General features: G+C 71.3%; 13 protein-coding genes. 3 read left to right on the top strand and 10 right to left on the bottom strand.

All coding sequences use genetic code 11. The features are described from left to right. Positions 1 to 21 precede the first annotated feature (21 nt). The 5 genes from ACIPJI_RS34610 to ACIPJI_RS34590 all read right to left on the bottom strand — a co-directional run bounded on the left by ACIPJI_RS34610 (position 22) and on the right by ACIPJI_RS34590 (position 6,970). Positions 22 to 864, bottom strand: coding sequence for a DUF4081 domain-containing GNAT family N-acetyltransferase (locus ACIPJI_RS34610; protein WP_307710504.1), 843 nt, complete (start codon positions 862 to 864; stop codon positions 22 to 24). Between the two features lie 171 nt (positions 865 to 1,035). Continuing rightward, positions 1,036 to 2,205: a flavodoxin-dependent (E)-4-hydroxy-3-methylbut-2-enyl-diphosphate synthase gene (gene ispG, locus ACIPJI_RS34605; RefSeq protein ID WP_356622203.1), complete on the bottom strand. Its 1,170-nt coding sequence runs from the start codon at positions 2,203 to 2,205 to the stop codon at positions 1,036 to 1,038. 170 nt (positions 2,206 to 2,375) lie between these two features. Continuing rightward, a complete protein-coding gene (locus tag ACIPJI_RS34600) occupies positions 2,376 to 3,677 on the bottom strand; it encodes an RIP metalloprotease (RefSeq protein ID WP_307708557.1) in 1,302 nt (433 codons plus the stop codon). Further along, on the bottom strand, positions 3,674 to 4,924 hold the full coding sequence (dxr, locus tag ACIPJI_RS34595) for a 1-deoxy-D-xylulose-5-phosphate reductoisomerase (protein ID WP_307708556.1): 1,251 nt from the start codon (positions 4,922 to 4,924) through the stop codon (positions 3,674 to 3,676). The genes ACIPJI_RS34600 and dxr overlap by 4 nt, the downstream gene beginning before the upstream one ends. Before the next feature lie 87 nt (positions 4,925 to 5,011). Further along, positions 5,012 to 6,970 (bottom strand): acyl-CoA dehydrogenase family protein, encoded by a 1,959-nt coding sequence (locus ACIPJI_RS34590; protein WP_402250845.1) that lies wholly within the window; start codon positions 6,968 to 6,970, stop codon positions 5,012 to 5,014. 537 nt (positions 6,971 to 7,507) lie between these two features. Here ACIPJI_RS34590 and ACIPJI_RS34585 point away from each other — a divergent pair. Continuing rightward, positions 7,508 to 7,789 (top strand): hypothetical protein, encoded by a 282-nt coding sequence (locus tag ACIPJI_RS34585; RefSeq protein WP_356622206.1) that lies wholly within the window; start codon positions 7,508 to 7,510, stop codon positions 7,787 to 7,789. Between the two features lie 540 nt (positions 7,790 to 8,329). Here ACIPJI_RS34585 and ACIPJI_RS34580 read toward each other — a convergent pair. The 4 genes from ACIPJI_RS34580 to ACIPJI_RS34565 form a co-directional block, all read right to left on the bottom strand. After that, on the bottom strand, positions 8,330 to 9,775 hold the full coding sequence (locus ACIPJI_RS34580) for an aldehyde dehydrogenase family protein (protein WP_356622207.1): 1,446 nt from the start codon (positions 9,773 to 9,775) through the stop codon (positions 8,330 to 8,332). Between the two features lie 130 nt (positions 9,776 to 9,905). Then, positions 9,906 to 10,865, bottom strand: coding sequence for an EamA family transporter (locus ACIPJI_RS34575; protein WP_307708553.1), 960 nt, complete (start codon positions 10,863 to 10,865; stop codon positions 9,906 to 9,908). Between the two features lie 161 nt (positions 10,866 to 11,026). After that, positions 11,027 to 12,610 (bottom strand): PucR family transcriptional regulator, encoded by a 1,584-nt coding sequence (locus ACIPJI_RS34570; RefSeq protein ID WP_402250842.1) that lies wholly within the window; start codon positions 12,608 to 12,610, stop codon positions 11,027 to 11,029. Between the two features lie 160 nt (positions 12,611 to 12,770). Then, a complete protein-coding gene (locus tag ACIPJI_RS34565) occupies positions 12,771 to 14,993 on the bottom strand; it encodes an ATP/GTP-binding protein (RefSeq protein ID WP_402250840.1) in 2,223 nt (740 codons plus the stop codon). A gap of 406 nt (positions 14,994 to 15,399) precedes the next feature. Between ACIPJI_RS34565 and gabT the strand changes: the two genes are divergently transcribed. Both gabT and ACIPJI_RS34555 read left to right on the top strand, forming a co-directional pair. Continuing rightward, complete coding sequence (gene gabT / locus ACIPJI_RS34560; RefSeq protein WP_307708550.1) at positions 15,400 to 16,734, top strand: 4-aminobutyrate--2-oxoglutarate transaminase; 1,335 nt, start codon at positions 15,400 to 15,402, stop codon at positions 16,732 to 16,734. Between the two features lie 102 nt (positions 16,735 to 16,836). Then, entirely contained in the window at positions 16,837 to 17,655 is an 819-nt protein-coding gene (locus ACIPJI_RS34555; protein WP_356622211.1) for a phosphatase PAP2 family protein, read from the top strand. Here the strand turns inward: ACIPJI_RS34555 and ACIPJI_RS34550 are convergent. Then, the gene (locus ACIPJI_RS34550) at positions 17,606 to 19,459 is read right to left on the bottom strand and encodes a chitinase (protein ID WP_402250838.1); all 1,854 of its coding nucleotides are present in this window, start codon (positions 19,457 to 19,459) and stop codon (positions 17,606 to 17,608) included. The two genes, ACIPJI_RS34555 and ACIPJI_RS34550, sit on opposite strands and share 50 nt — an antisense overlap. Positions 19,460 to 19,492 lie beyond the last annotated feature (33 nt).

The raw sequence follows: 19,492 nt of genomic DNA, 5'->3' as shown, positions 1-19,492 counted from the left end.
TCTCAGCACGGGTGCCGGGAATCAGAACAGCACGCTCATGAAGGCGCCGACCTCGCTGAAGCCGACCCTGCGGTAGGAAGCCCTGGCGGCGGTGTTGTAGTCGTTGACGTACAGGCTGACGATCGGGGAGACGTCCGCCAAGGCGTAGCGCAGGACGGCCGCCATGCCGGTCTCCGACAGTCCCCTGCCCCGGTACTCGGGGTCGACCCAGACGCCCTGGATCTGGCAGGCCTGGGGGGTGGCCGCGCCGATCTCGGCCTTGAAGACGACTTTGCCGTCGTCGATGCGGGCGAAGGACCGTCCGGTGCCGACGAGTTCGGCGACGCGGGCCTGGTAGAGGAGTCCGCCGTCGCCGGCCATCGGCGAGACGCCGACCTCCTCGGTGAACATGGCCACGCACGCCGGCATGATCACGTCCATCTCGTCCTTGCGGATACGGCGGACGTTCGGGTCGGGCTCGATGTCGTCCGGCATCCGCTCGGTGACCATGAGCGGCTGGTTGGCGCGGACGTCCCTGGCCGGGCCCCAGTTCGGTTCGAGGAGCCGCCACAGCAGGGCGGTGGGCTCCGCGGGGCCGACGATGGACGAGCAGCGTCGACCGGCCCGGCGCGCGCGGTCGGCGAAGGCGCGGACGGCTTCCGGGGTGGCGCAGATGGGCACGAGGTTGGCGCCGGAGTAGCACAGGGAGCGCAGGTGTCCGTCCTCGTAGTAGCCCCACATCTCGCCCCCGAGTCGCCACGGGTCGAGTCCGGCGACCTGCACACGGGCGGTGACGAAAGCATTCGTCACGGGCTCGCTCTCGAGGATGGCGAGCGCTGCGCCGAGGTCGCCCGGGCCGAGGACCCGGGTGGTGGTCTGCGTCAACACGAGGGCGCCTCATCACACGGTTTGCTGGTTCTGGCACTGTACCCGGCACGTCCACGGCGTGGCGCGTGCACGAGAAGACCCCGCCGACCGGAAGGGCGACGGGGCCTTGTGGATCCGGGTGCCGACGGGCTCTGGCGCGAGCCCTCCGGCGGGGTCCTGGTTGTGCGGTCAGGCGCCGGGCTCGCCCACGGCGATCACGTCCGGGGTGCCGGAGGCGACACCGTCCTTCTCCATCTGCTCCGCGATCTTCATGGCCTCTTCGATGAGGGTCTCGACGATCTTCGACTCCGGCACGGTCTTGATGACCTCGCCCTTGACGAAGATCTGTCCCTTGCCGTTGCCCGACGCCACACCGAGGTCGGCCTCACGGGCCTCGCCGGGTCCGTTGACCACGCAGCCCATGACGGCGACGCGCAGCGGGACCTCCATGCCCTCGAGTCCGGCGCTGACCTCGTCGGCGAGCTTGTAGACGTCGACCTGGGCGCGGCCGCAGGAGGGGCAGGAGACGATCTCCAGGCGGCGCTGGCGGAGGTTCAGCGACTCCAGGATCTGGATACCGACCTTGACCTCCTCGGCCGGCGGCGCCGACAGGGAGACGCGGATCGTGTCGCCGATGCCCTCGCTGAGCAGCGCGCCGAAGGCGACGGCGGACTTGATGGTGCCCTGGAAGGCGGGACCGGCCTCCGTGACACCGAGGTGCAGCGGGTAGTCGCACTGCGCGGCGAGGAGACGGTAGGCGTTGACCATCACGACGGGGTCGTTGTGCTTGACCGAGATCTTGATGTCGCGGAAGCCGTGCTCCTCGAAGAGGGACGCTTCCCACAGGGCGGACTCGACGAGCGCCTCGGGGGTGGCCTTGCCGTACTTCTCCAGCAGGCGGCGGTCCAGGGAGCCCGCGTTGACGCCGATCCGGATCGGGGTGCCGGTCTCACCGGCCGCCTTCGCGATCTCCTTGACCTTGTCGTCGAACTGCTTGATGTTGCCCGGGTTCACCCGCACCGCGGCGCAGCCGGCGTCGATGGCCGCGAAGACGTACTTCGGCTGGAAGTGGATGTCCGCGATCACCGGGATCTGGGACTTCCTGGCGATGGTGGCCAGCGCGTCCGCGTCGTCCTGGGTCGGGCAGGCGACCCGGACGATCTGGCAGCCGGAGGCCGTGAGCTCCGCGATCTGCTGGAGGGTGGCGCCGATGTCGGACGTCCGGGTCGTCGTCATCGACTGCACGGAAACGGGCGCGTCACCGCCGACGGCGACGGAGCCGACCTGGATCTTCCTGCTGACCCTGCGGTCGGCGAGCTTCGTCGGAACGGACGGAATTCCGAGAGAAATTGCAGTCATCTGCTGTGCAACCCCAAGGTGTGGATCGTGGTCCCGGATCGGCGGGCTCCAGCCCTTGAGATTACGGCACTGGCGTTCGGCGGGGCACATCGGACACCGAAGTCCACCCAAAGGTGACGGCCGGGCACGAAGCGTGCCCGGCCGTCACAGGAGTCCCGCGGAGGAACCGCTCAGCTGATCTTCACCGGGTTGACGATGTCCGCCACCAGCACGAGCAACGTGAAGCAGATGAAGATCCCCGCCACCACATAGGCGACCGGCATCAGCTTCGCCACGTCGAACGGGCCCGGGTCGGGGCGCCGGAAGACCCTGGCGATCTTCCGCCGTACCGATTCCCACAGCGCTCCGGCGATGTGTCCGCCGTCCAGCGGAAGCAGGGGCAGCATGTTGAACAGGAACAAGGAGAGGTTGAAGCCGGCGAGCAGCATCAGGAAGGTGGCGACGATGTTGGTCGTCGGCACGTCGAGGTTGAGCACCTCACCGCTGATGCGGGCGGCGCCGACGACGCCGACCGGAGAGTCGTCCTTGCGCTCACCGTCGCCGAAGGCCGCGTCCCACAGGTCGGGCACCTTGGACGGCAGGGCGACGATCGCCTCCGCGCCGTTCTCGATCATGCCGCCCATACGGTCGACGGAGTCGCCGAACGACAGCGGAAGAATCTCCGTCTTGGCGGCGAAGCCGAGGTATCCGGCCGGTACGAACTCCTCGGGGACGACCTCCCCGTCCTCGTCCTTCTTCGCCACCGTGTTCTCGATGAGCGTGGCCTGAAGGACCTGCTCCGTGCCGTTGCGCTCGACGGTGATGGTGGCGGGGCCGATCGTCTCCCGGATACGGGTCGACAGCGTGGCCCAGTCGTCGACGGGCTTGCCGTCGAACGCGACGATCTTGTCGCCCTCCCGCAGCCCGGCGGCGAACGCCGGCGACTCGGGGTCGTTCTTCGCGCAGGTGTCGCGCTTCTCGCTCTGGGCGATGACGCACTTCTGCACACCGGCGACCTCGGTGGTCTGCGTCGGCGAGCCGAAGGTCATCATCACGCCGAGGAAGATCGCCACGGCGAGGACGAGGTTCATGAACGGGCCGGCGAACATGACGATGACGCGCTTCCACGGCTTGCGCGTGTAGAAGAGGCGGGTCTCGTCGCCGGGCTTCAGTTCCTCGTACGCCGCGGAGCGCGCGTCCTCGATCATCCCCCGCCACGGCGAGGTGGAGCGGGCCTCGATACGGCCGTCCTCACCGGGCGGGAACATCCCGATCATGCGGATGTAGCCGCCCATGGGGATGGCCTTGATGCCGTACTCGGTCTCGCCCTTGTGCCGTGACCAGATGGTCGGGCCGAAGCCGACCATGTACTGGGGCACGCGGATGCCGAAGAGCTTGGCCGTGGAGAGGTGGCCGAGCTCGTGCCAGGCGATGGAGAACAGCAGCCCGACGGCGAAGAGCGCGATGCCCAGAATGGTCAACAGAATGGTCATGCGCGAGCCTCCGCCGTTGCCTTCGCTGCCGTCTCACGGGCCCTGGCCCTGGCCCAGGTCTCCGCTTCCAGGACGTCCGCCACCGTCAGGGAAGTTCCCGACGCGGGGGTGCCGTGTGCGGCGACCACCTCGGTGACCGTATCCATGATGGCGTTGAACGGCAGCCGTCCGTCGAGGAATGCCTCCACGCACTCCTCGTTCGCGGCATTGAACACCGCCGGCGCCGTGCCGCCCAGCTCCCCCACATGGCGGGCGAGGCCCACCGACGGGAACGCCTCGTTGTCCAGCGGGAAGAACTCCCACGTCGAAGCGGTGGACCAGTCGAAGGCGGGGGCCGCATCCGGGACCCGCTCCGGCCAGCCCACACCGATCGCGATCGGCCCCCGCATGTCGGGCGGTGTGGCCTGGGCGAGCGTCGAACCGTCCGTGAACTCCACCATCGAGTGAACATACGACTGCGGGTGGACGACGACCTCGATCCGGTCGAAGGGAATGTCGTAGAGCAGATGCGCCTCGATGACCTCGAGCCCCTTGTTCACCAGCGTCGCGCTGTTCACCGTGATCACCGGACCCATCGCCCAGGTGGGGTGGGCGAGGGCGTCCTCGCGGGTCACACCAGCCAGCTCCGCCCTGGTCCGGCCGCGGAACGGGCCGCCCGACGCGGTCACGACCAGCTTGCGCACATCGCCGCGGGTGCCCGCTGCGAGCGCCTGGAAGAGAGCGGCGTGCTCGGAGTCGACGGGGATGATCTGCCCCGGCTTGGCGAGCGCCTTCACCAGCGGCCCGCCGACGATGAGCGACTCCTTGTTGGCCAGCGCGAGGGTCCGGCCGGCCTCGAGGGCGGCCAGGGTGGGGGCGAGACCGATGGAGCCCGTGATGCCGTTCAGCACGGTGTGGCACGGGGAGGCGGCGAGCTCCGCGGCGGCGTCCGGGCCGGCCAGAATCTCCGGCAGCGGCTCCGACCCGTACAGCGCGGCGAGCGCCTCGCGCAGCGCGGGCACGGCGTCCTCACGGGCCACCGCGACCGTCCCGGCACGCAGCTTGCGCGCCTGCTCGGCAAGCAGACCGACCCTGCCGCCGGCGGCGGACAGGGCGGTCACCCGGAAACGGTCGGGGTTACGCAGCACGAGGTCGATGGCCTGCGTACCGATGGACCCGGTGGAGCCGAGGACGACGATGTCCCGGCGGCCTTCGGAAGGATCGAAGACGAGGTGCGGGTCCGCGAGGGGAGATGGGCTGTCGCTCATCCCCCCATTGTGGCCGTACTCCCTGTCCGCGTTGACAGGCAGTACCCGGCGGGCCGCCACCACCTGGCCCGCCGCGGCGGTGGCCCGTCAGCGGATCGGGCGGTGCACGTTCTCCTTCACCGTAGGGCCCGGTGTGGCGTCCGCGATCCACGGGCCCTCGCCGCTCGCGTCGATGACACCCTCCTCCAGCCAGCTGTACGTCCCGGAGAGCACGCCGTCGACGACCTTGCGGTCCAGGTCGTCGGTGTTCGACCACAGGCGGGTGAAGAGCTCCTCTACGCGGATCCTTGCCTGGCGGCAGAAGACGTCGGCGAGCTGGTAGGCCTCGCGGCCGTGGTCGTCGGACGCACGGAGCATGTCCGCGCGGACGCAGGCCGCGCTCATCGCGAACAGTTCCGCCCCGATGTCGACGATCCTGCCGAGGAAGCCCTGCTTGGTCTCCATGCGGCCCTGCCAGCGGGACATGGCGTAGAAGGTCGAACGGGCCAGTTTGCGCGAGCTGCGCTCGACGTACCGCAGATGCGTGGACAGGTCCTGGTGCCCGGCGGGGTGGAACTCGGCGTACGTACGGGGCAGCTGGCCCGGTCCGGTGACGAGTTTGGGGAGCCAGCGGGCGTAGAAGGCGGCCGCGTTGGCCCCGGCCCTGGCCTTGGCGGACATCGGCTTGTCGGGATCGATGATGTCGCCGGCGACGGCCAGGTGCGCGTCCACCGCCTCGCGGGCGATGAGCAGGTGCATGATCTCGGTCGAGCCCTCGAAGATGCGGTTGATGCGCAGGTCACGCAGCAACTGCTCGGCGGGGACGGCGCGTTCGCCGCGCGCGGCCAGCGACTCGGCCGTCTCGAAACCGCGGCCGCCGCGGATCTGGACCAGCTCGTCCGCCATCAGGCAGCCCATCTCGGACCCGTAGAGCTTGGCGAGCGCGGCCTCGATACGGATGTCGTTGCGGTCCTCGTCGGCCATCTGGGAGGCCAGATCGACGACGGCCTCCAGGGCGAAGGTGGTCGCGGCGATGAAGGAGATCTTCGCGCCGACGGCCTCGTGCCTGGCGACCGGCTTGCCCCACTGCTCGCGCGCCGCCGACCACTCGCGGGCGATCTTCAGGCACCACTTGCCGGCTCCGACGCACATCGCGGGCAGGGAGAGCCGGCCGGTGTTGAGCGTCGTCAGCGCGATCTTCAGACCCGCGCCCTCGGGACCGATGCGGTTCTCCGCGGGGACGCGCACCTGATGGAAACGGGTGACACCGTTCTCGAGACCGCGCAGCCCCATGAAGGCGTTGCGGTTCTCGACGGTGATGCCCTCGCTGTCCGCCTCGACGACGAAGGCGGTGATGCCGCCCTTGTGCCCCTCCGACTTCGGCACCCGCGCCATCACGACGAGCAGGTCGGCGACGACACCGTTGGTGGTCCACAGCTTGACGCCGTCCAGGACGTAGTCGTCGCCGTCCGGGACGGCCGTCGTGGCGAGGCGGGCCGGGTCGGAACCGACATCGGGCTCCGTCAGCAGGAAGGCGGAGATGTCGCTGCGGGCCAGCCGCGGCAGGAACCGCTGCTTCTGCTCCTCGGTCCCGAACTGCTTCAGCGGCTGGGGCACGCCGATCGACTGGTGCGCGGACAGCAGCGCGCCGATCGCCGGGTTCGCCGAGCCGACGAGGGCCAGCGCCTTGTTGTAGTACACCTGGGTGAGACCGAGGCCGCCGTACTTGGGCTCGATCTTCATGCCGAGCGCGCCGAGCTCCCGCAGCCCGTTGATCACCTCGTCGGGGATCCGCGCCTCGCGCTCGATGCGGGCGCCGTCGATCTCCGTTTCGCAGAACCGCCGGAGTTTGGAGAGGAATTCCTCCCCCCGCCGGGCGGCCTCGCCGGTCGGCATCGGATGGGGATGGATCAGGTCGAGCCGGAAACGGCCGAGGAACAGCTCTTTGGCGAAGCTGGGCTTCCGCCAGTCCTGTTCGCGCGCCGCCTCCGCGACCTGTCGCGCCTCGCGCTCGCTGATCTTCGGGGTGTGGGGCTGATGCAGGGGCTTGTCCGTTGGAGCGGACATTGAGGCTCACCTCGCCGCGAATCGGGGACCGCCGGGTCGATGACCGGCCGGTGGCTACTCGTTCGTAGTACCCGATTCCCGGCACCTCCACCAGCCCGCGTACGGCACCGGGGGCAGGCGACTCGCCAAGCCGGTCAGCCGGCCGGACCACCCTGTACCTCACCTCTGCGTAAGGGACTCAGCACGGCGATCGCCGTGAACAGGGCCGGACGTCCTCACACGCGACGTCTTCGGCGCCGACGATGTACGGGCTACTGGGACCGGCGGTGACGGTCACTGTCACGCCCGGGACCGGCCGTGATGACGCATTCGCACCGAGAACTGCCACATCCGCATCTGGCCATGGGCTACTCCGATCGGAGGGCGGCCGGCCCAGAACCGGCAGCTACCGCGAGTCCAGAACAGACGTCCCCGGACCCGACGGCCCAGTTCCATCGGACGGCGTAGAGACGTCCGCCACTGCTCGCTGCCGTACGCACTCGGACGTAGCGTCACCCGCAGGGGGCCGACTTCGAACGTGAATCGAGGAAGACCGAGATGGCAGTGTTGGTAGTCAATCAAGCCCCGGACTGGAACCAAGAGCTTTACCAGGCGACGCTCGACCGGGCGATCCCCGACCGCAACAATCCGCCTGCCGGGCTCATCGCCCATTTCGCAGCGCCTGGCGCGGCGGGCGGATGGCAGGTCATCGACGTATGGGAGTCGGAAGACGCAATGCAACGCTTCCTGGCAGATGCGGTTCGCCCTGCCGCACAGGAGCTCGGAGCGCCACCGTTCGACACGAAGGTGGTCGAGATCTACAACACTTTGATCCCGTAGCGGGGCCAGCGCCGTTCGAGTGGTTGGACCGGTCATAGATCCTGTCCGCGCGTGGTCGGTAGGGCAGACGATGCCTGATTCGACACAAGAACAGGTATACGTGCCTGGACCCGACGGCCAGGATGCCCCGCAGGTGCCGGCCGTACAGCTCGATGATGGCGGCGCCGTCGCCGCCGAACTGCCGCCGTACGACGCACCGTTGGCCGCCGCTGAACCCCCCGTGCCGCCGCCGTAGCCGCGCGCCAGCGTGCCCGGCGCCTGGGTGGCCCGCTGTTTGCCGCCGTGCCCCAGGTGCGCCTCCCCGCCAGGGCCCGCCACTCCGGTGTGCCGCCGAGCCGGATCGCCCGCCGCTGGAGCCGCCCCCCAGCCCGGTCTACGTGGAACCACGCTCGCCATGGCGGGAGGCTCACTGTTCTGTACCAAGGTGTTTCCCACTACGCCCGGGAAGCTCCCAGTTGCAGCAGCTCGGAGCGCAGATACACGAAAAGCGGCCGGAGCCCCCGCACAGTGGGCTCCGGCCGCCGGTCGTGAGTACGGGCGTTACAGCGCCAGTCCGGTGAGGACCAGCACCCGCTCGTACGTGTAGTCGTCCATCGCGAAGGCCACGCCCTCGCGGCCGACGCCGGACTGCTTGGCGCCGCCGTACGGCATCTGGTCCGCGCGGTAGGACGGGACGTCGCCGATGATCACGCCGCCGACCTCGAGGGCACGGTGGGCGCGGAAGGCGGTCTGCACGTCGTGCGTGAACACGCCTGCCTGGAGGCCGTACTTGGAGTCGTTGACCGCCGCGAACGCCTCGCTCTCGCCGTCGACCTCGGTCACGGTCAGGACCGGGCCGAAGACCTCCTCGCAGGCGAGGGTGGCGTCGGCCGGGACCTCGGTCAGCACGGTGGGCGCGTAGGTGGCGCCGTCACGCTTGCCGCCGGTGAGCAGCTTGGCGCCGCCCTGCACCGCCTCGTCCACCCACGCCTCCACGCGCTTGGCGGCGTCCTCGCTGACGAGGGGGCCGACGTCGGTGGCGGCGTCGGACGGGTCGCCGGTGACCTGGGCCTCGACAGCGGCGACGATCTTCGGCAGCAGACGGTCGTAGACGGTCGTGTCGGCGATCACGCGCTGCACGGAGATGCAGGACTGGCCGCCCTGGTAGTTGGAGAAGGTGGCGATGCGTGTCGCCGCCCAGTCCAGGTCCTTCTCGCTCGCGAAGTCGGCGAGGACGACGGCCGCGCCGTTGCCGCCGAGCTCCAGGGTGCAGTGCTTGCGCGGGACCGAGTCCATGATCGCGTAGCCGACCTTGTCGGAGCCGGTGAAGGAGATCACCGGCAGGCGCTCGTCCTGCACCAGGGCGGGCATCTGCTCGTTCGGCACAGTCAGCACGGACCAGGAACCGGCGGGCAGGTCGGTCTCCGCGAGCAGCTCGCCGAGGATCAGCCCGGACAGCGGGGTCGCCGGGGCGGGCTTCAGGATGATCGGCGCGCCGACCGCGATCGCGGGAGCGATCTTGTGGGCGCAGAGGTTGAGCGGGAAGTTGAACGGCGCGATGCCGAGCACGACGCCCTTGGGGAAGCGGCGGGTCAGCGCGAGACGGCCCTGGCCGCCGGCGTCGGTGTCGAGGCGCTGGGCCTCGCCGCCGTTGAAGCGGCGGGCCTCCTCCGCTGCGAACCGGAACACCGAGACGGCCCGGCCGACCTCGCCGCGGGCCCACTTGATCGGCTTGCCGTTCTCGGCGGAGATCAGCTGCGCGATCTCCTCCGTGCGCTCGACCAGGCGCTTCGACACGTGGTCGAGGGCGGCGGCGCGAACGTGGGCCGGCGTGGCGGCGAACTCGTCGCGCACGGCGTACGCGGCGGCGACGGCCTCCTCGACCTGGTCGGCGGTCGGTACGGAGACCTTGCCGACGAGGCGGCCGTCCCACGGGGAGGTGACGTCGAGGACGGTCTCGCCGGTGGCCTGGCGGCCGGCGAGCCAGAAGGCGTGGGTGGAAGTCATGCGGAGTCCCGGCCCTTCCGAAGTAGTGGGGTCTGCTCGGTTGCTCTCCCCACACGGTAGGGCCGCGCGTCCGCCGGGTCGTTTGTCCGGCATGGAGTGGTCGCCCGGCCCGGCTGGCCGCTTTGGCGAGTCAGCGGCGCCTTTCCGTGGACACGATCAGACAGACCCCCGCCACGACCACGACGCCGCCCACCGCGATCGGCCAGGACAGCCGCTCGTCGAGCACCAGCGCGCCGAGCAGCACGGCGACCACCGGGTTGACGTACGCGTAGGTGGCGACGAGCGAGAGCGGGGCGTTGTGCAGGAGCCACGCGTAGGCCGTGAACGCGAGCAGTGAACCGAAGACGACCAGGTAGGCGAGCGCGGTCCACGAGCGTGCGGAGACGTCTCCCAGGACGAAGCCGTGGTGCTCGCCCCTGCCGAGGGCGACGAGGGCGCAGCCGATGCCGCCCGCGACCATCTCGTAGGCACTGGCGGCGAACGGGTCGGCCGGCATCGGGATCCGGGAGGACGAGAAGGAGCCGATCGACCACATCAGGGACCCGGCGACCACGGTGAGCACGCCGGTGATGCGCACGTCACCACTGAGGCCGGGCAGGGTCAGTACCGCGAGGCCCGCCAGTCCGAGCGCCACACCGCCGTAGGCGCCCGGGCCCGGCCGCTCGCCGGACGCCCTGCGCAGGACGACGACCCAGGCGGGGACCACGGCGACCAGCAGCGCGGCGAGCCCGGAGGGGACGGAGGTCTCCGCGAGGACGACCAGACCGTTGCCGCCCAGGAGCAGCAGCAGGCCGACGAGGGCCGCGGAGGCGAGCTGATGCCTGGTGACCTTGAGCGCGGCCGGACCGCGCCGCCAGGCCACCAACGCGCCGAGGACCAGGCCGGCGATCACGAACCGGATCGCCGCGGAGACGAACGGCGGCATCGTCTCGACGACGATACGGATGCCGAGGTAGGTGGAGCCCCAGACGACGTACACGATGACGAGGGCCGCCCAGACGGCTCCGGAGAGCCGGCGGCGGCCGGGGGCGGACGGGCGCGCGGTGAGGTCGGGCGCGACGGACGCCGGCTCGGTGGCGGGGTTTGTCATGAGCAGGAGATTAGGGAGTCGGGAGCCCCGAATCCAACAATCCTGCCCGGAAGCGGGCAGGATCCGGCACGTTCGGCACTCCTTTTCGATCCCACCCGGGTTTCGGTGGGCTCATCGGGACGGCTGCGCACCGGGGACCGCTGATCGCCCGGGACCGCCGCCTAGCGGGACCCCTGGGGCTCGCCCGTCGCCTTGAGCGCCAGCCACAGCTCCATGCGCACGTCCGGGTCGTCGAGTGAGCGGCCGAGGATCTCCTCCACGCGGCGCATCCGGTAGCGCAGGGTGTGGCGGTGCACGCCGAGGTCGGCCGCGGCCGCGTCCCACTGGCCGTGGCGCGACAGCCAGGCCCGCAGCGATGCGACGAGGTCGCCCCGGCCGGTCGCGTCGTGCTCGTGGAGCGCGCGGAGCATGCCGTCCGCGAACGCGCGCACCGCGTCGTCGCCGAGCAGGGGCACGATGGATCCCGCCGCCAGCTCCTCGTGCTCGACAAGAGCGCGTCCGCGCCGCCGGGCGACCGAAAGCGCCTGCTCGGCCTGCTTGTACGCGCCGGCGGCCGCTGTCGGACCGGTGGGCGCGGAGAGCCCGACGTAGACCTCGGCCTCGTCGGCGTCCTTGTCCCCGTAGGCCGCCAGGCAGGCGGCGGCCACCGCACCGCCGTCCACGGCGAGCAGCACCGTGCGGCCCTCCGTCCCGTCGGGGACGGCGAGGAACGTCTCCCCCGCCCGGCCGGCTGCCGACTCGACCGACTCGGCGAACGCGCTCAGGGCCGCGGGCCGGTCGCCCGCGCCGGTGTCCTGCTCGCCGGCGGTCTCGGCGATGAGCAGCCGGAACGGGGCGTCGAGCAGTCCGCCGTACAGGTCACCGGCGACGGCTCTGGCATGGTCGGGCTGCCCGGACAGCAGCATCCGCAACACCGCCGCGCCGAGCCGCTGTTCGGCGGCCTGCAGCGACCGGGACTGCTCCGTCGCCAGGGTCAGCAGGGCGACAGCCGAGTGCACGGCGTAGCGCTCCGCGGTCCCCAGAGGTGCCCCGGTGCCGACGGCGAGGGCGCCGCGGACCCGGCGCCCGGTGCCGAGCGACTGGAGCTCGACGCGGTCGTCGTCCTCGGTGCCGCCGACCACGGCGCTCGCGGGCGCGGCCCGCTGGCGCAGCCGCTCGACGTCGGCCGTGAGGCGGGCCGCCCGCCGGGCCGCCCAGTCGGGCGCGGCGGCGACGACGGCGCCGGAGGTGTCGTACAGCGCCGCCCATCCGTCGATGTGCGCGGCGAGCCGCGCGACGACAGCGTCGGGCCCCTCGGTGAGCGCGGCCCGGGTCAGTTCGCGCTGTGCCTCGAACCCGGCGGTCACGGCCCTGTACTGGTCGGCGGCGATGGCCGCGGAGACGGCCTTGCTGATCGCGAGGAACGGGGTACGGCGCGGCACTTCGAGCAGCGGCAGCCCCTCTTCCCTGGCGGCCTCGACGAGCGCTTCGGGAATGTCCTCGTAGTAGACGCCGACCGCGAAACCCAGTCCGACGACTCCCGCGCCGACGAGCCTGCGCACATAGCGGCGCATGGCCTCGCGGTCCTCCGCGTCGAGGGTCATGGCGGTGACGAGCAGCAGCTCGCCGCCCTCCATGTACGGCACGGGGTCGGCGAGCTCGCTGACGTGTGCCCACCGCACCGGTGTCTCGAGCCGGTCCTCTCCGGCGCGCACGGTGAGTTTGAGCGCCGAGTGCTGGACGAGCGAGGCGAGGGTGGGCGGCATGGGACCTGGGGCCCTTCGAAAGGGGGACGGCGGTTCGGATTTCGCCGTCCCGTATGAACGGCGTACCCCGATTCTGCCAGGGCGTAGCAGTCACCGGCCGCCGGCCGTCCCCCGCTCAGGTCACCGGCTGCGCCCGCTCGGACCACCGCCGGTCCCCCGCTCAGGTCCGCAGGTCCACCAGCAGCGGCGGCGCGTGCTCCCCCCGTACGGACGTCAGCGACAGCACCGCGTGCCCGGCGGGCACCGAGTGGGCGAGGTCGGACGCCGACCAGCGGGCACGTTCGACCTCACGCACGGTGACCGCCTCCGCGGTGGCCGCCTTTCCGGTGACCAGGCGGCGCATCATGTGCAGCGCCTTGGTGAGGGGCTCGTCGGAGATGATCTGCCGGTTGGTGACGTCACGGGTCTGGACCCACTCGGTGCCCCAGGTCTCCGCGAACCGGCCGCCGTCCCAGGGGGCGAGGCCGGAGAAGGCCATCCGGCAGCCGACGGCGCCGAGCAGGGGGCCGCGCAGCGGCTCGGGCACGTCCTCGAGGGTCCGCAGCGCGAGGACGACGCCGGCGTTGGCGGAGCGCAGCCGTTGCAGCGCGCGCACCGAGTCGGTGGTGACGGTGCTGGTCGCGTCGTCCAGTACGAGACAGGCGAAGAGCGAGCGGTCGGAGCGGGTGAGCGCCGCCTCGGTGAACTGGGCGAGCACCAGCCGGGCGATGATCCGCGAGGCCTCGGCGTGGCCGCGCTCCGGCAGGTCGACGCGGACCCGCAGGGGGTGCTCGATGGCGCGCAGCGAGAACGTCCGTCCCTCGCCGTCGGTACGGAAGAACGAGGAGAACGCCGGCCGGTCGAGGAAGGCGATCCGTTCCGCGAGGAGCACCCCGATGTCGTCGCCACGGGCCGACTGGCGTTCGCGGGCGTCCAGTTCGCGCAGCTGCGACGCTTCCCCCGCCTGTTCGAGGGCCGTGCGCAGCGCGCCGAGGGCGGCCGGCGCACCGCCGAGCAGTTCCCGCAGTTCGGCGACGGCGGGGAAGTGTCCGTGCACGCACCGGTAGGGGCCGATGAGCTGGGCCAGCGCGGTCGCGGCGCGCCGGCTGTCGCCGCCGGGCAGTCCGGCGGCGAGGTCCCCGACGAGCGCCTCCGCGAGGATCCGGGCGGCCTCGTCCGGGTCCTCCGCGCCGCCGTAGAGGTCGAGGTCGTGGGTCGAGTCCGGGCGTCCGACGGAGACCACGAGGTCGAAGTCGCCGTCCGTGGCGACGGCGGCCCCGTGGGCGGTGACGGCCACGACGGCGGCGCGGTTGGCGAGCGCCAGCAGGCACAGGGACTCGACGACGGGCCGTACGAGCCGCACGCTCTTGCCGGACCCGGAGGGCCCGACGGCGAGCAAGGAGGTGCCGAGCAGGGCGGGCTCCAGGGCGACGCCGGTGGTGCGGCGGGCGTACGGGTTGCGTGCGTCGTCGACGACGGTGCCGATCTTGACCTGGCCGGTCGCCAGGTCGTGCGTCGCGGTGCGCACCGGCAGGTCCCGCAGGCCGGACGGGTGGGCGCAGGCTGCGGGGCCGTGCCTGCGCACGGTCTCGGCGAAGGCGGCGAGCCGCTCCGGGCGGGCGTGGACGCCTTGCCAGGCGCGCCGGATCCGCGCGTAGTCCACATCGCCGAGGGTGCCGGCCAGGGCCGCCTCGGTGAGGCGGTCGGCGGCCTCGGCCAGCCCGGCGCTGCGCAGCTCCGGCCACTCGGCGGGGTCCTGCGGCGGTGGCGGGGCGTCGGCCACGTGTCCCGCCGCCTTCGCGCGCCTGCGCTGCACGACCGGCCAGGTGCCGACCCGGCCGACGGCGGCGACGACCGCCGCGGCGAGGAGCACGTAATAGATGTTCGAGACCCAGGTGAGCCACGTGACGGTGCGTGGGATCTCCCGCCAGACGCCCGGCAGGAACACGAACAGCGGCCACAGCGGCACTCCGTACCGCTGCCAGATCTCCTGCCAGTTCCCGACCCGGCCGAAGCCGACGGCGAGCAGACCGAGGACGATGCCGTTGTAGAGATAGCTGGCCAGGACGTACATCTCGAAGTTGGGGTCGACGGGTGACCGCCAGGCGTCGGGCACGGCCCACAGCATGGGCAGCAGCCACCAGTCGTCGACGAAGAACCACCATCCCTCGAGGTAGCGGTTCCACAGCAGGGACCAGAGCAGCCAGCCGCACAGGTAGGCGACGAAGGCTCCGCCGAAGAGCTGCCGGGCGGGGACGAGGTCCGGTTCCTCTTCGGGGCGGTCACGGTGGCCCAGCCGCCAGATCCCTGGGGCCGCGGCGGGCCGGGGCACACGCAGCCACTCCGCGACCCGGGGCCGGGTGGCCGGGGCGTGGCCGGGCCGGGCGGGGGTGCCGGGCGGCACAGACGGTACCTCCGCCGGTGGACCGGCGGGGCGTGGCACGGGATTGGCGCGTGTGCCGCGTGCGTCGTATGTGCCTTCGGATTCCATGAACCGCTGCCCCCTGACCAGCCAGGCCCGCTCTCTGCACGGTCAATCTAGTGCGTGCGCCCCTGCGCGGACGGCACACCGGGCCATGATCCCGTGTCCCGCGGGGCCCCGTGGGCTCCGTGCCGCGCGGAACCGGCCGGATTTCGCCCTCTCCTGTCCGTCCCGCGCCTGCGGGACCGGGCACGCTCGCGCGCCTATGGCCGTGACGGACAACGACACACCCCCAACACTCCCGATCGGCGCATGCCCGCACCGGGGCGGCGCCCCTAGCCTGCGGAGAAAGACAACAAGCGTCCGGATACACCCCCAGGAGCCCCTCATGACCGCAATCCCGCAGGAGCGCCGCGTCGTCACCGCCATCCCCGGCCCGAAGTCGATCGAGCTGCAGGCCCGCCGTACCGCGACGGTCGCCGGCGGGGTGGGGTCCGTACTGCCCGTGTTCACGGCCCGTGCGGGTGGCGGGATCATCGAGGACGTCGACGGCAACCGCCTGATCGACTTCGGCTCCGGCATCGCCGTGACCTCGGTCGGCGCCTCCGCGGAGGCCGTCGTACGCCGGGCGAGCGCCCAGCTCCAGGACTTCACGCACACCTGCTTCATGGTGACGCCGTACGAGGGCTACGTGGAGGTCTGCGAGGCGCTCGCCGAGCTGACCCCGGGCGACCACGCCAAGAAGTCGGCGCTGTTCAACTCGGGCGCGGAGGCGGTCGAGAACGCCGTCAAGATCGCGCGTGCCCACACCAAGCGCCAGGCGGTCGTCGTCTTCGAGCACGGCTACCACGGCCGCACCAACCTCACGATGGCGCTGACCGCCAAGAACATGCCGTACAAGCACGGCTTCGGCCCGTTCGCGCCCGAGGTGTACCGCGTGCCGGTGGCGTACGGCTACCGCTGGCCGACCGGCCCGGAGAACTGCGGCCCCGAGGCCGCGGCGCAGGCCATCGACCAGATCACCAAGCAGATCGGCGCGGAGAACGTCGCCGCGATCATCATCGAGCCGGTGCTCGGTGAGGGCGGCTTCATCGAGCCGGCCAAGGGCTTCCTGCCCGCGATCGTGCAGTTCGCCAACGACAACGGCATCGTCTTCGTCGCCGACGAGATCCAGTCCGGCTTCTGCCGGACCGGCCAGTGGTTCGCCTGTGAGGACGAGGGCGTCGTCCCCGACCTGATCACCACGGCCAAGGGCATCGCCGGCGGTCTGCCGCTGGCCGCCGTCACCGGCCGCGCCGAGATCATGGACGCCGCGCACGCCGGCGGCCTCGGCGGCACCTACGGCGGCAACCCGGTGGCCTGCGCCGGTGCGCTGGGCTCGATCGAGACGATGAAGGAGCTGGACCTCAACGGCAAGGCGCAGCGGATCGAGGAGGTCATGAAGGGCCGCCTGACCGCGATGCAGGAGAAGTTCGACATCATCGGCGACATCCGCGGCCGCGGCGCGATGATCGCGATCGAGCTGGTGAAGGACCCCGCCACGAAGGAGCCGAACGCCGAGGCGGCCGGCGCGCTCGCCAAGGCGTGCCACGCGGAGGGCCTGCTCGTCCTCACCTGCGGCACCTACGGCAACGTGCTGCGCTTCCTGCCCCCGCTGGTGATCGGCGAGGACCTGCTGAACGAGGGTCTCGACATCCTCGAGCAGGCGTTCGCCCGCGTCTGACCGGCGGCGACGCAGGCACTCTGTGAAGAAGCTGTGGGGGGCCGATGGCGGGATGGAGATCCGGCTGTTGGTCCCCTTCCGCCTGACGTACGGTTTCTGCAGATGAGAGAAACACCCCGCTCGCAGGAGACTGCGGGCGACCCCAGGACGGAGCCTCCCCAGCCCCGACCTGGTCGTGCCCTCGCGCACACCACTGGAGCTGCAGGCTCCGGAACTCCTCACCGATCGGATGGCCGCCCGCCCCAAACCCCCCGGGGCGCGCGGCAAACCGGTCCGGCCGGCCACCTCGGAACCACCCCCCCTGTTCCGATGTGGCCGGCCTCTCGGCGTTCTCGGGCCGCCGTCCTCCTCTGCGTGACGCTCTTCGCGCTGATCACCTGGCAGGTGGCCGTCGAGGGGCCGCTGTTCTCCGCGGACGTGCGACTGGGCCGTGCCCTGTTCGGCGCCGGGCCCGCCGCCGTCACCGAACTCCTCGCCGATCTCGGCAGCATGGCCGTCGCGCTGCCCGTGCTCGCGGCGGCGGTCGGACATGCCCTGCTGCGTGAGAGGCGGCGGTGGGTGCCGGCGCTGGCCGCCGTGGCCGCGATGGCGGCGGTGCCCGCGCTGGTCGTCCCGCTGAAGCTCTGGATCGCCCGTCCCGCCCCGCTGGAGCCGGGCACCGGCTGGTATCCGTCGGGCCACACGGCGACCGCGATGGTCGCCTACTGCGGGGCCGCACTGCTCGTCACGCCGTATCTGCGCCGGAGGTGGGCGATGCCCGCCGCCGGGGTGCTCACCCTGGCGACGGGCATCGGTCTGGTGCTGCGCGGCTACCACTGGCCGCTGGACGTGCTCGGCAGCCTGTGCCTCTTCGGGGCGCTGCTGCCGTTCCTCAACTCCATCTGTAGGCGTCGAAGTTCCTCGAGAACTCGAACTGGTTGAAGCGGTCCCAGTTGATGGACCAGGTCATCAGGCCGCGCAGGGCCGGCCAGGTGCCGTGGGTCCGGTACGAGCCGCAGGCGGCGGCCACCTTCTTCGTCAGGCAGTCGAGCGCCTTGTTCACCTCGGCGGGCGAGGTGTGGCCGTTGCCCGCCTGGGTGGAGGCCGGGAGGCCGATCGCCACCTGCTCGGGCCGCAGGGCGGGGAAGAACTTCGCCTGGTCGCCGGCGACCGGGAAGCCGGTGAGGAGCATGTCGGTCATGGCGATGTGGAAGTCCGCGCCTCCCATGGAGTGGTACTGGTTGTCCAGGCCCATGATCGGGCCGGAGTTGTAGTCCTGGACGTGCAGCAGGGTCAGGTCGTCGCGCAGGGCGTGGATGACCGGGAGGTACGCCCCGGCGCGCGGGTCCTGGCCGCCCCAGGGGCCGGAGCCGTAGTACTGGTACCCGAGCTGGACGAAGAAGGTCTCCGGGGCCATGGTGAGCACGAAGTCCGGGCCGTACTTGGCCTTGAGGGTCTTGAGCGCCGAGATCAGGTTGACGATCACGGGCGAGGTGGGGCTGCGGAAGTCGGTGTCGCCGGTGTTCAGTGACAGGGAGTGGCCCTCGAAGTCGATGTCGAGGCCGTCGAGGCCGTAGTCGTCGATGATCTTCGAGACCGATGTGACGAAGGCGTCGCGAGCACCCGTCGTCGAGAGCTGCACCTGCCCGTTGGCGCCGCCGATCGAGATCAGCACCTTCTTGCCGGCGGCCTGCTTGGCCTTGACGGCGGCCTTGAACTCGGCCTCCGATTCCACGTTCGGGCATTCGGCGACCGGGCAGAGCCTGAAGCGGATGTCGCCGGAGGTGACTGAAGTCGGTTCACCGAAGGCGAGGTTGATGACGTCCCACGAGTCGGGGACATCGGCCATGCGGGTGTAGCCGGAGCCGTTGGCGAAGCTGGCGTGCAGATAGCCGACGAGGGCGTGGGCGGGCAGGCCGCCGCCGGTGTCACCGCCGCCGGAAGTGGTCGTGGCGCTGACGGCGGGGGACTTGGGCGACTCGCCCGCCTCGTTGGCGGCGGAGACCTGGAAGGTGTAGGTCGTGGCGGCGGTCAGCCCGGTGACGGTGGTGGACGTGCCGCCGACGGTGGCGACCCGCGCGCCGTCCCGGTAGACGTGGTAACTGGTCGCGCCGGACGAGGAGTTCCAGGTCAGCGGTACGGAGGTGGAGCCGGGGCTGCCTGCGCGCAGGCCTGCGGGCGCGGCCGGGACGGTGGCGGGGTCACCGCCGGGGCCGAAGAGGGAGATGTCGTCGGCGTGGTAGGCCGGGGTGCCGTACCAGCCGTGGGTGTAGAGCGTCACGGAGGTGGTCGACGGCCCGGTGCGGAACGAGGTCGTCAGCTTCTGCCAACCGGGGGCGGACGCCGTCCAGGTGGAGACGTCGGTGGTACCGGTGCCCGACGCGCCGAGGTAGACGTAGCTTCCCTGGACCCAGCCGCTGAGCGTGTAGGCGGAGTCGGGCTTCACGGTGACGGTCTGGGCGCACTTCGCGTTGTCGCTGCCGGCCGGGGTGGCCTTGAGGGCGGAGGTGCCGCCGTGGGTGGGCGAGGAGACGGCGACGCCGCTGCCCGCGGTGCAGGTCCAGCCTGTGAGCCCGGCTTCGAAGCCGCCGTTGCGGGCGAGTTCGGTGTCGGCCGCCGCCGCTGACCCCGTGGTGGCGACGAGTCCTGTGACGGCGAGGACGGCTGCCGCAACGGCAGCCGTAAGTCTTGTGCGGTCCACAACAGCCTCCGGGCATGGGGGATTCGAGTGCGGCGGCCACAACATGGTCCAGACCAATCAGGTTGTCAAGACCTCTGG

Source organism: Streptomyces sp. NPDC086835 (genome assembly GCF_044745705.1).
In the GTDB taxonomy this organism is placed as follows: Bacteria; Actinomycetota; Actinomycetes; order Streptomycetales; family Streptomycetaceae; genus Streptomyces.
Note: the sequence above shows the minus strand (reverse complement) of the source record. Positions and strands in the feature narration are given on the sequence as shown.